Origin of the sequence: Dysgonomonas hofstadii, from assembly GCF_014196915.1 — a bacterium.
GTDB lineage: Bacteria > Bacteroidota > Bacteroidia > Bacteroidales > Dysgonomonadaceae > Dysgonomonas > Dysgonomonas hofstadii.
In genome coordinates this window covers 182366-194417 of record NZ_JACIEP010000006.1, presented here as the reverse complement: position 1 = coordinate 194417, position 12052 = coordinate 182366, and the positions used below count along the sequence as shown (strand labels likewise).

The 12052-nt window shown below is 39.9% G+C and carries 11 protein-coding genes; 3 read left to right on the top strand and 8 right to left on the bottom strand.

What is annotated here, in order from left to right:
- Nucleotides 1–19 precede the first annotated feature (19 nt).
- The 3 genes from asnB to GGR21_RS09970 all read left to right on the top strand — a co-directional run bounded on the left by asnB (nt 20) and on the right by GGR21_RS09970 (nt 4174).
- Nucleotides 20–1690 carry an asparagine synthase B gene (gene asnB / locus GGR21_RS09980; protein WP_183307074.1) on the top strand — a complete coding sequence of 557 codons (1671 nt, stop codon included), beginning with the start codon at nt 20–22 and terminating at the stop codon, nt 1688–1690.
- 231 nt (nt 1691–1921) lie between these two features.
- On the top strand, nt 1922–2500 hold the full coding sequence (locus tag GGR21_RS09975) for a hypothetical protein (RefSeq protein ID WP_183307073.1): 579 nt from the start codon (nt 1922–1924) through the stop codon (nt 2498–2500).
- Nucleotides 2501–2899: 399 nt separating this feature from the next.
- A complete protein-coding gene (locus GGR21_RS09970; protein ID WP_183307072.1) occupies nt 2900–4174 on the top strand; it encodes a peptidase U32 family protein in 1275 nt (424 codons plus the stop codon).
- Nucleotides 4175–4210: 36 nt separating this feature from the next.
- On the opposite strand, the gene porN is transcribed toward GGR21_RS09970, so the two are convergent.
- From porN to GGR21_RS09930, 8 genes are all read right to left on the bottom strand, one after another.
- The gene (gene porN / locus GGR21_RS09965; protein ID WP_183307071.1) at nt 4211–5257 is read right to left on the bottom strand and encodes a type IX secretion system ring subunit PorN/GldN; all 1047 of its coding nucleotides are present in this window, start codon (nt 5255–5257) and stop codon (nt 4211–4213) included.
- A 4-nt stretch (nt 5258–5261) separates the two neighbouring features.
- Complete coding sequence (gene porK / locus GGR21_RS09960; RefSeq protein WP_183307070.1) at nt 5262–6674, bottom strand: T9SS ring complex lipoprotein PorK/GldK; 1413 nt, start codon at nt 6672–6674, stop codon at nt 5262–5264.
- Nucleotides 6675–6761: 87 nt separating this feature from the next.
- Complete coding sequence (locus GGR21_RS09955; protein WP_183307069.1) at nt 6762–7709, bottom strand: PorP/SprF family type IX secretion system membrane protein; 948 nt, start codon at nt 7707–7709, stop codon at nt 6762–6764.
- 104 nt (nt 7710–7813) lie between these two features.
- Nucleotides 7814–9019 (bottom strand): DUF763 domain-containing protein, encoded by a 1206-nt coding sequence (locus GGR21_RS09950; RefSeq protein WP_183307068.1) that lies wholly within the window; start codon nt 9017–9019, stop codon nt 7814–7816.
- 67 nt (nt 9020–9086) lie between these two features.
- Entirely contained in the window at nt 9087–9560 is a 474-nt protein-coding gene (locus GGR21_RS09945; RefSeq protein ID WP_183307067.1) for a hypothetical protein, read from the bottom strand.
- 387 nt (nt 9561–9947) lie between these two features.
- Nucleotides 9948–10448, bottom strand: coding sequence for a peptidase associated/transthyretin-like domain-containing protein (locus GGR21_RS09940; protein ID WP_183307066.1), 501 nt, complete (start codon nt 10446–10448; stop codon nt 9948–9950).
- An 89-nt stretch (nt 10449–10537) separates the two neighbouring features.
- Nucleotides 10538–11449, bottom strand: coding sequence for a tRNA (adenosine(37)-N6)-dimethylallyltransferase MiaA (miaA, locus tag GGR21_RS09935; RefSeq protein WP_183307065.1), 912 nt, complete (start codon nt 11447–11449; stop codon nt 10538–10540).
- Nucleotides 11449–12003, bottom strand: coding sequence for an IS1096 element passenger TnpR family protein (locus tag GGR21_RS09930; protein ID WP_183307064.1), 555 nt, complete (start codon nt 12001–12003; stop codon nt 11449–11451). Before GGR21_RS09930 ends, miaA begins: the two co-directional genes overlap by 1 nt.
- Nucleotides 12004–12052: the final 49 nt, after the last annotated feature.

The following is a 12052-nucleotide window of genomic DNA, read 5'->3' as shown; positions in this document are numbered from 1 at the left end:
TTTATAGAAGTAAAGAATTATGTGTGGATTTGTAGGAGTATTTGACTTGATACAAGATACCGGTATTTTACGCAGCCAGGTATTGCAGATGGCAAAGAAGATACGTCATCGTGGGCCGGACTGGTCCGGTATTTATTGTGGCGATAAGTCTATTTTAGCTCACGAAAGACTTTCTATAGTGGGGGTTGATTCGGGAAAACAACCTTTATATAGTAAGGATAGGAAATTAGTTTTAGCCGTTAACGGTGAAATATATAATCATAAAGAGATTCGAAGTAAATACCCGGATTATGAGTTTCTTACTCACTCCGATTGTGAAGTGATATTAGCTCTTTACAGGGATAAAGGAGCAGGCCTGTTCGAAGATTTGAACGGTATCTTTGCTTTTGCTCTGTATGATGTAGAAAAGGATGTGATATTGATCGGACGTGATCATATGGGTATTATTCCTTTATATACAGGCTATGATGACAGAGGGCAGTTTTATGTGGCCAGCGAATTGAAAGCTCTTGAGGGTGTGTGTCCTAATATAAAGGAATTCCTTCCGGGACATTATATTTTTACAAAAGAAGGAAATACGCTGCAAAAGTGGTATGAACGGGACTGGATGGAGTACGACAATGTAAAGGAGAATATGTCTGATATTACTGAACTCCAGTCTGCATTGGAGGCTGCTGTGCATCGCCAGCTTATGTCGGATGTGCCTTATGGTGTACTTCTTTCGGGTGGATTGGATTCATCAATAATCTCTGCAATAGCCAAACAGTATGCCTCACACCGTATAGAAGATGATAGTAAGTCGGAAGCATGGTGGCCTCAGCTTCATTCGTTTGCAGTAGGTTTGAAAGAAGCACCGGATTTAGTTGCTGCACAAAAAGTAGCGGATTATATAGGCACTATTCATCACGAAATTCATTTTACCGTAGAAGAGGCAATGGACGCACTGAGTGATGTTATCTATCATATAGAGACTTATGATGTAACTACAGTGCGGGCGTCTACACCAATGTACTTGTTGGCACGCTTTATCAAATCGATGGGTGTGAAAATGGTGCTGTCAGGCGAGGGCTCTGACGAGCTTTTCGGAGGGTATCTTTATTTTCACAAGGCGCCTGATGCAAAAGCGTTGCATGAAGAGACCGTTCGTAAACTAGACAGATTACATCTTTACGACTGCCTGAGGGCAAACAAATCTTTGGCCGCATGGGGAGTAGAGGGGCGTGTGCCTTTTCTTGATAAAGAATTTATTGATGTGGCTATGCGTTTGAATCCTAAAGATAAAATGTGCGGAAACGGAAAGATAGAAAAACATATCCTGCGTCAGGCTTTTGAAGATTATCTTCCCCAGAGTGTAGCATGGAGACAAAAAGAACAGTTCTCGGATGGGGTAGGGTATAGTTGGATAGATACATTGAAAACGGTGGCTGAAGAAAAAGTATCGGATAAGCAAATGTTGCATGCAGCAGAGCGTTTTCCGATCAATCCGCCTATGTCGAAAGAGGAATATTGGTATCGTTCTATATTTGAAAGTCATTTCCCTTCTGCATCAGCAGCACAGACTGTGCCTTCGGTGCCATCCGTAGCATGTAGTACAGCTACGGCGTTGGAATGGGATGCTTCGTTCAAGAACAGGATAGATCCTTCGGGGCGCGCTGTAAAAGCCGTTCATGAGGTGGCTTATGATAAGTAGTTGTGTATAGGTAGTTTTTATAAAGGTTAAAAATCAGGTTAATGCTGATTTTTAGCCTTTGTTTTTGTAGATTAAACTGAATTAAAATTGGAGAAGTTTATCTATATGGAAAGTAGTCAGAGGAGTTAAAGTAGTAAGTAGAAACGATCTTTGAAATAAGAGAATAAATATTTAATTTTCGTCAGATTTGTCTGCCTTTTTGTTAAATTTGTAAAAATCATATTAACGATTATGGATGAAAATATACTAAACTTGCTTCATAGCTTAATAGAAGAGGGCAACATTTTAATTAATGAGATACACCCTATGCCTCCGACACCTGGTATTATAAGACTAACCACTGTTTATTATGTTGATGATGCCGGAAAGTATGCAAATTGGAAATCATCAGTAAAACGTTTTTTAAAAATAAATTTTCCGGAAGATTGTGAAGAAATGGAAAATATAGAAAAATATAATTTTTCTCCGGATACTCATAAACAAATAGTTGGATTACTTGTAGCTATACAGAAAATGCCTCAAATAGTAAAAAGAGTAGAAAATGTTAATAAAAATGCAATTCATATAACAAATAATCTTTCACAGAACCAGGAACAAAACCAATTAATAACACTTAATATATTTATAGAATCTATAGAAAACGAATTAACAAAAAGGCAATTTGATGAACTTAAACAAGTAGTACATGAATACAAGGATAGCCCGAAAGAGGGCAAAGAAAATGTATTGAATAAACTTAAAAGCTTTGGAAATGACGTCTTGTCAAATATCATAGCGAATATAATTACATCACCTACTATATGGGGATGATAAATTTACATCGGACTATAATTATCTCATTATATTAGCGATAAAATAATGTATATGAGTGTTTTGAGCTATTTAGGTAGTCAAATGCCTGCCTTTGTTTTTGCTGAATTAGTATGTAAGTGTTCAAAAACGCCTCATAAAATAATTTAGATTTAATTTGTACGTCAGATTCTTGTGCAAGTTCTACATGCTCTTCGATATTTACAGTTAAAAGCTAACAGCTAAAGGCTAAAAACTTGTCCGTTTTGTAACTTTTTTGTTAAAATGTACGGTGACTCTCTGTAATTACAGGTTTTATAAATCAGCCATCAATAATATTTATTGCGTTATCCTCTGATTTGCAGCTATCGCATTAAAAGCGTAATTTTGCAGCTTCTATCGACCAGTAATTAGCTAAAAATGAAATATAATATATCCGATTTTGAAATAATGGCTCCTGTGGGATCGTACGATTCGCTTATGGCAGCTATACGAGGCGGTGCGGATTCTATCTACTTCGGTATCGAGGGATTGAATATGCGTGCCCGATCGTCGAATAATTTTACAATCGATGATCTCAAACAGATCGCAAATATCTGTAAAGAAAAAGGCCTGAAAAGTTACCTCACAGTGAATACTATTATATATGACAATGACATCGCACTGATGCACCAGATAGTGGATGCGGCGAAAGAAGCGGAATTATCGGCCATTATTGCTTCGGATGTCTCTGTTATGATGTACGCCCGTAGTATTGGAGTAGAAGTACATCTTTCAACCCAACTGAATATAACTAATACTGAAGCGTTGAAGTTTTACGGGCAATTTGCTGATGTGGTGGTTTTGGCACGGGAGTTAAACCTCGATCAGGTTGCGTCTATATATAAGGATATAGTAGAGCAGCAGATAAAAGGACCAAATGGAGAACTTATCCGCATCGAAATGTTTTCACACGGGGCGCTTTGCATGGCTGTGTCGGGTAAATGTTACCTGAGCCTGCATGAAAAAGATTTGTCGGCCAACAGAGGTGCCTGCAATCAGATTTGTCGCCGGGGATATATTGTAAAGGATAAGGACAGTGAAATAGAACTGGAAATCGATAACGAATACATTATGTCGCCCAAAGACCTGAAAACGATCCATTTTATGAACAAGATGATGGATGCCGGAGTGCGTGTATTTAAGATAGAGGGACGTGCCCGGGGGCCTGAGTATGTACGTACGGTAGTCGAATGTTATAAGGAAGCCGTAAAAGCATATTGTGAAAGTACATTCACAGAGGATAAAATAGCTAAATGGGACGAACGCCTTGCTACTGTATTTAACCGTGGATTCTGGGATGGTTATTATCTTGGGCAAAGGTTGGGCGAGTGGTCGAGTGTATACGGTTCGGGATCGACAAAGAAAAAGATGTACATCGCGAAAAGCATCAAATATTTTTCTAATCTGGGAGTTGCCGAGTTCCAGATGGAAACCCAGTCATTGAAAGTAGGCGATGAGGTTCTAATCACAGGCCCGACTACCGGAGCAGTCTTTCAAACAGTTGAGGAGATACGCGTTGGTATGGAATCCGTGAATGAAACAGTAAAAGGTGAAAGGTTCTCTATCAAGGTAGATGAGAAGATACGTCCATCGGACAAGCTCTTCAAACTAGTGAAAGTGGAACAGAAAAAGAAGTTTGTAGAAAAGGCATAAAAGAAAAAAGACTGCAATTGCAGTCTTTTCTATTTCTTACCATCTACGGTCTCTGGCTGAATAAGTAGCGTTTCCGGAAGACGAAGATTTACTGGCCTTTGGCGCTTTCTGTTTCTTTTGCTTTTTGGTATTGCTCTGTTGTTCCAAAGCTTTTACAGAATCGTTTATTACCCAGAGATTCTTATCGAAGTCCTTTAATTGGCTTTCTATGCTGTCCTGAGCATATTTCAATTCTTCAGGAGTCTTGAACTGTTGCATGAGGAGCTTGTTTTCCATATTAGTGGTCTTATATATTTCTCCTTCATACAGCCGCATGTTAAAATAATCGTCAATGGTCTTATTCATTACATTGTTCAGATTCGAAGCCATAATAGGCATCTGAGCAGCATAAGGGCGGATGTTTTCGTATGGAATCCAGAACTGGGGTTGTGGCATTCCCTGTTCGGGGTTAGAGAAATTATCTATTCCCTCAAAATATTCCTGACGCATCAGTACCGGGCAAATTGCCAGTACTTTGATTCCCATTACAGAATTGGACTGGTCGAAATACCAGGCTTCCTTGATGTAGTATCTAAGAGCTTCATTGCCAGGGATGCTGAATTCATCATAGGTGTATTTATTCCCGTTTTTCTGATATGGTATCTCCAGGTTCTTCAGCACATTTTCGAAGTTGACTTTGAGCTCGTCCACAAACAGATCACGACCATCGTTCCACTCGTAAGCTGTCAGGTTACCATCAGCCATCAGTTTAAAGATCATTGTGTACAGGTTCATTTTGTCGCCTACAGGTTGCGGAGGGTAGTACAATGCGGCATTCTTCCCTTTGGTCAGATCCAGAATGCGGTATACTTCCCTTACCCAGGTAGCATTGGCCATGTCCTGAGCGTTTTCTACATTCTTCATTTCTGCCCGGACGGTCATTTTCTTTACCTGCGCTCCGTTGTCGGCTTGTGTTCCCTGCTGTTCTTGCTGTTTCCTTGCCAGTCGTTCGCGTAGTGATCCTGTTTGTTCCTGTGCATCAAGATATGGTACAGCACATAAACAGGAAATCAATATGATTGTTATTTGAACTATCTTTCTCATGTCCTTATTTCTTTGATTTTGCAAAGCCTACTTGTGTTCTTACACAACGGAACCCGATATATGAGCGTGGCTGGTTCTGGAACTCGCCTTCACGCATATCTCCACGGATATTGCGGCCTATGTCTTTCCATGAACCACCTTTAACTACTTTTTTCTTTATAGAGTAGGGATCTTCTTTCGCCGCATCGTAACGGTATTGCGGATTCATATCGTTCATCAAGGCTGTACCCGATTCTGTGTATGCAGTGGAAGTCCATTCCGATACGTTCCCGGCCAGATCGTATACGCCAAAACGATTAGGGATGTATGAAGCTACCCGTGCAGGTATCAGGTTTCCATCTTTTGTATAGTTCCCTTCTCCCGGTTTGAAGTTGGCCATGAAGCAGGCTTTTTCGTCCATTGTGCCTTCTCTGTCCCATGGGTATTTGTTTTCGGTACGTCCGTTACGTGCCACAAATTCCCATTCTCCTTCTGTTGGTAAACGAAAGTTTTCGATAGGACGTGCGTTGCGGGGTTGTCCCATACGGTAGAATTTGGTTCTCCATTCGCAGAAGGCGGTTGCCTGTTCCCATGTCACACCTACTACAGGATAGTCATTGTATCCGGTATGGGAGAAGTACATGCGCATATATGGCTCGTTGTATGCATTATTGAAGTCGTTCACCCAGACTGTCGTATCAGGGTAGATATTTATAATCTTTGTATGTACAAAGTCGAAGAGCGAAGTCAGAGGCCTTATTATCGTTTCATTTACCGGCAATCCATCTTCATTGAGGTAGGCTGTATCTTTAGAAATAGTTATAACCTCATTTGGATTGGCTGTAATATCCGTGTTGAGAATCCTTTCTGACGGATCCAGGCGATTGCGGCGTTTGGCAGCCTCGGTATAGTCGAACCATTCGTAAATGAAGTTTATCTGTCGTGGATCCAGACCTCTTTGTTGGGTGATAGGATGAACGAATGTCACGCTATTGATAGCCATTTCTTCATCTTCCAACGGCCTGCGTGGTATAGATTTCTTCCAATCAAGGTATGGCTTTATCGGATCTCCATAACGGTCTTCTGTTATCTTAAATGTTTCGTCTATAACGGATAAACGTTCCCTGATAATGGAATCCCGTACCCAATAAACAAACTGGCGGTATTTGGAGTTTGTGACTTCCGTCTCATCCATCCAGAAATTGTCTATCGATACTCCTTTTGGATTAGCCTTTATATCCCATAGTGAATCATTTTCGGCGGGGCCCATTTCAATAGATCCCCTCGAAATCAAGACCATTCCGTGTGGTGCAGGCTCGGCCCATGAAGAACCTTTTTCGCCTGTTACTTCACCTCCGATACTGGCCCCTCCCGACGAACTGCCGCAGGAAGTAAGTATCATAAGTGAAGCTATAGTTGCAAATAACAGCTGTTTCATATTTATCTTTATTAGCTTTTAGCTACCGATTTCTTGTTTGATGTAATTTTGTATTATGTATTATTATGTTCTTGTTTCTTCTACTGTTTATAATATTCTTATGCTCTTGCTTGGCCCTGGTTCCCTCTTCTTGGTCAACGGAATGCTGTACCGTATAAAAAGCTCATGGCTACCATTGCTGGCAGACAAGGCTGAGCCCGTATTCAGGTCGTAAGAATACCCGGCGTCGATATTCCTTATTTTTACACCCAGCAAAAATACAAAACCTTCGCCTTTTCTCCAAGATATTCCGCCATTGAACATCTTATTATACTCAACTTTAGATGTTAAGTCGAGTTGCCATACAACAGCATCGGATTTAAGGAACGCAGAAGGTTGCAACTCTAACAACGGATTATTAAGCATTATATTGTATCCTCCCATCAAATAGTAGGTTCGTCCTACAAAGGCAGAACGGTCTTCTGCTATATCGAATTTCGGTTCCCAGAGGTGATTTACTGAAAAGCCGACATAATATTTCGGGGCGATCCACGCTACACCTAATCCACCATCGACAGTTTTGCTTCCGCTGCCTGTCGGTTTTGCCGGGTCATTCTGATCGTGATAATCGCTCTCCGGGATATGTATACTGGCTGCATCGAAATCAATATTCAGCATTCCTCCTTGTATGCCTATATGTAGGAATTTGTTATTCTTGAACTTGAATTTGTACATATATTGCCCCATCATGTAAGTATTGGAAAACAGTCCGAATTTTTCATTCGTCATGATGATTCCTACGCCATGTTCCTTGCCAAAGAACTTGACCGGCATATTCATGGAAACTATGGAGGATATTGGCGGATCTGTAAATCCTTCCCATTGACGACGGTGTAATAGGGCGCTCTCTATGTTATTGGTTTCAGCTATAAATGCGGGATTATAATAATTCTTCATCCTCCAATACTGGCTTAGTTGGGGATCCCATTGTCCATATACAGAACCGAGCCCCATAACAAAAAACAATATTGGTAGTATTATATATTTAACCCTCATTCGGAAATATCATAGATAATCGGATGCAAAGTAATTACAATTTATTTATTAATAACGGTTAAACGGGTAACAAATTGTATGATCTGCTTTCCTTTGATCAAAAATCAATCCCATAGTTTTAATTGTGTTCCATTGTCTTTTGGTTTCTTGGCATCACCGAATACTGTCTTTCCGCCATATTTATAGGAGGTGTTCCGTTCGTGTTGTACAAGGTCATTGAAATAGTTGTTCGGAGTATATCCTTTTTCTATCTCGAGTGATATTTTAGACAAATTTCTCAAGGCATCGGACTTATCTTTATCTCCCAGTTTCGACTGGTGAATAGCCTTATCCAATATTCCGATTGTTTGATCATAAATCTTTGTCGGAACAGGGAATGGATGCCCATCTTTTCCCCCATGGGCAAAAGAGAACCGTGCCGGATCGAAAAACCGGGAAGGGGTACCGTGTATCACTTCGCTTACCAATGTGAGTGATTGCAGGGTGCGTGGACCAACTCCCTGAAGCAATAACAGAGATTCTATATCTGTCACATTTGTTTCGTGTGCCAGGATCAATGCTGCTCCCAGACGTTGAATGTTTACGTCTTCTTCCCTTACGTCGTGGTGATTAGGTAAGATAATCGACACTTCTTTCATCAGTTTATCAGGGTTCTCTTTTGTCAGTTCTAATATACTATCTTTCGTAGGCATAGCTTCCTTGTCTGTAAGATTAAGTATCAGACCCTGATTTTTTCCGCAAACCGATGTGTGAGGTTCCTCCGTAAAAGATTGGAGGGACGAAGATAGCCAATGATAACGTCTCGCCATTTTGTTATCGGGATTCATTCCCTGCTGGATAACGGCCCATTCTCCATCTTGTGTAACGACAAACGAATGCAGATATAGCTGGAATCCATCCTGAATAGCTGTGTTGTCTACTTTGGCGGATAGCTTGCTGTTCCTGACCAGTTCTTCGCCATTCAGTCCTGTTTTATTGGCAATCTCCAATAACTCCGCCGGAGTTTGCCTCGAAGACTTTCCCCGTCCGCCGCAAACATACACACCCAATTCGGAAGAACGTTTATTAATAGCTTTTTTCAAAGCATTCATTACAGATGTGGTTATACCGGACGAATGCCAGTCCATGCCTAAAACACAACCTAATGACTGGAACCAGAACGGATCGCTCAGCCTTTGCAGTAATGCAGACCGACCATATTCTATAATGATTGCTTCGGCTATGGCTCCGCCAAGCAGACTCATCCGTTGAGCCAGCCAGGGTGGTACTGTTCCGTAGTGAAGTGGTAAATCGGCGTGTCCGCGTTTCATAGGTTTAAAGGTAAAGAAAAAGACAGACATATTTATGTCTGTCTTTTTCTTTACGGAGATTTAACAGTTATTGTCTGTATATGAAATTTACTTTAAATGTATAATCATCCAGATATCGATCTTCATCACTTAAGTTGCTAGCTTGAACATAAAATACTATTTTCTTCGTGGGTGTCAAATAAAGATCGAAACCTATGGTTTCGGAATATGGAGCTGCTGTTCCATTTGGGTATGTTTGTACATAAGGGCATTGAGTCAATACTTTATAGTCTGTATTCCCTTCAGTCTTCCATATATACACCCAGCCTTGTACAGCCCCCTCTTCAAACATATAGTCATCGAATTCGGGGAAAGAATAAGAATATTCATAGCGCTTATCATTACTGTTCCATACCCAGTCCTCATATTTTACAGGAAATATAAATGTATCCATATCAGTACCAATGTCGTAATAATGATTATCATCTCCACATCCTGTAAATCCAAGAATAAGCACACTAATAAATAATGCAGGTAGAAATTTACATAATCTTGTTTTCATAAGATTCATTTATATAATTGATCTTCCAAATGTATGGATTATGTTTGAGTTGAACAAATCCATAAATGCGAATCACCTTTTTCCTGTATTTTTTTTCTGGAACTTTATCTATACTTCGAAATGGTTAATAGCCAGTAGTTAGTAGAAACGATCTTTGAAATACTGAAAATTATTTTTTTGAAGTTTAGCATTTTTACGAGAAAACGTATCAGGTTTTAGTTGAAAATGCTGCAAAAGTGTAACTTTTGTAACTTTTTTGTTAACTGATAACTGAATATCTTGCTCGCACAGACTTCCAGTCTGTGTGTTGCGAAGCAAAAAAGATCGCTCGAGGCACGGACAAGATGTCCGCGCCAGCGAAGTGAAACAAGTTTATTATCAGATGTTTTAATTGATCTTCACCAGTGATTTTCTCATGTCTTCCGGGATATCTTTTATATCTAATATCTGCAGGGTTGGAGTTTCTGTTGTGCTATTAGGTTTCATGGTTGCGTTTATTTCTTCAGTATCGAGAGACCACATTGCCCCTGTAGCCGGATCGACAATCAGCATACCGATCAACCCTCCCAGTAAAATGTTGGCAAAATACCATCCTTCTATATCTGCACCTATTGTAACCAGATAATCATCATAGCCCGGAGTTGACAGTTTTACTACATATTCAGCTTTGGACATATATCCTGCACTAGATTTTAATTTTACTATAGCCGGGCTTTGTCCCTGATATACAGTCTTTCCTTTTTTATTGGTAATCGTAATATCTGCTCCTGGAGGATTAGAGTTGATTGTTAAAGGATAAGTTGATTTTGTAAACATGGATGCACAACCAGGTAGTAGGAATACTGCCGCCAGTAACACGACAGTCAGTGAGATAAGCTTCTTGTTCATAAGATTTTTGTTTTAAATTAGTATAATTAAGGTGAAAATCGCTGCTAATATATAGTAATAGGTGTAAAAAGACAAACCTTTTGAGGTATTTATTTGTTATCTGTGATTTCTATTATTTTCTCTAATACTTCTCTATTATTCACGGAAGATAAATTTATCCAGTTTATTTCATTATCCCGCTTGAACCATGTCATTTGTTTACGTGAATATATACGGCTGTTCTGTTTTATTTTTTCTATGGCAAAATCGAGTGTCCATTCTCCATCGAAGTATTTAAATAATTCCTTATAGCCAACAGTATTAAGCGCATTGAGATAACGTTGAGGATAAAAGCAACGAGCTTCGTCCTGCAAGCCTTGTTCTAACATCATATCCACTCTTTTATTAATGCGGTTATACAGGTCTTCCCGTTCGCGCATTAGTCCGATCTTGATAATCTTGAATGGGCGTTCTTTTTTTGTTTTTGTCCGAAAAGATGAATATGGCCTGCCTGTCATCAGACAAACTTCGAGGGCATGAATCACCCGCTTATAATTTTTTAGGTCTACTTCGTTGTAGAAATCAGGATCCAGTGTTTTTAATTGTGCCCTGATCGGTTCTAGCCCTTCTCTTTCATACAAGCCATATATATCCTCTCGCAATTTCTCATCAATTGTAGGGACATCATCTATTCCATTACATAAGGCATCTATATAAAGCATGGAGCCACCCGAAGCAATGAGGATGTCATGAGTTTTGTGTTGCTCTGCTATTATCTTTAAAGCGTCCTGTTCAAATTCACTGGCACTATAATAATTGTGTACATCTAACATGCCCACCAAAAAATGGGGTACACGTAATAACTCAGTTACGGTCGGAGCGGCTGTGCCAATTTCTAAGCCCTTAAAAAACTGGCGGGAATCAGCCGATATGATGGGGCAATTGTAATATTCGGCCAGATCGAGACTTAGTGCTGTTTTTCCTACTCCGGTAGGGCCAAGCAGAACTATAAGTTTTTTCATTAAAAGTCTTCTTCTCCCGAAGATTCGGCTATGTTATCTAATCCGTCGAATCCTTCAGCATCGAGTTCATCCATATCGTACCCTTCGTCTCCGTAGAAATTCTCTCCCATGTCCAATGAATTTGACGTGGCTGCAATAGTGTCGAAGTCGACGAATTGCGCAGGCGGATTACCCACAGATTTTGTGCAAACCGGCTCATCCAGATCCTTTCCTGTGATGATCTCTCTCAATTCCATGAAGAAAGCCCGTTCGGTCAGGTAATCGAAGACATACATTAATTTTTGTTTCTCATCTTCCAGAAAATCATTCAGGATAGATGCTTCCATTGTGTAGGAGTCTTCATCGGAACTTGTATCCATTTCCACCAAAGTGATTTCCTGTTCTTTTTCCCAATCGTCGCTGCAAATGAAAAAGGATGTCATATCTCCTTCTTTAAAATCAACCGCTTTGAGAATCGCTCTGTGCAGATCGAAGAATGTCGCATCAGCATCTATCTGAATTTCACGTTTGAAGTCTTCTGCTTCATCCGATAAAAGTAAAAATCGAAATATCATGTTGTTTAGTTTTTTTCTTAATTCAAAAATAGTAAAATTTTTACAAAGT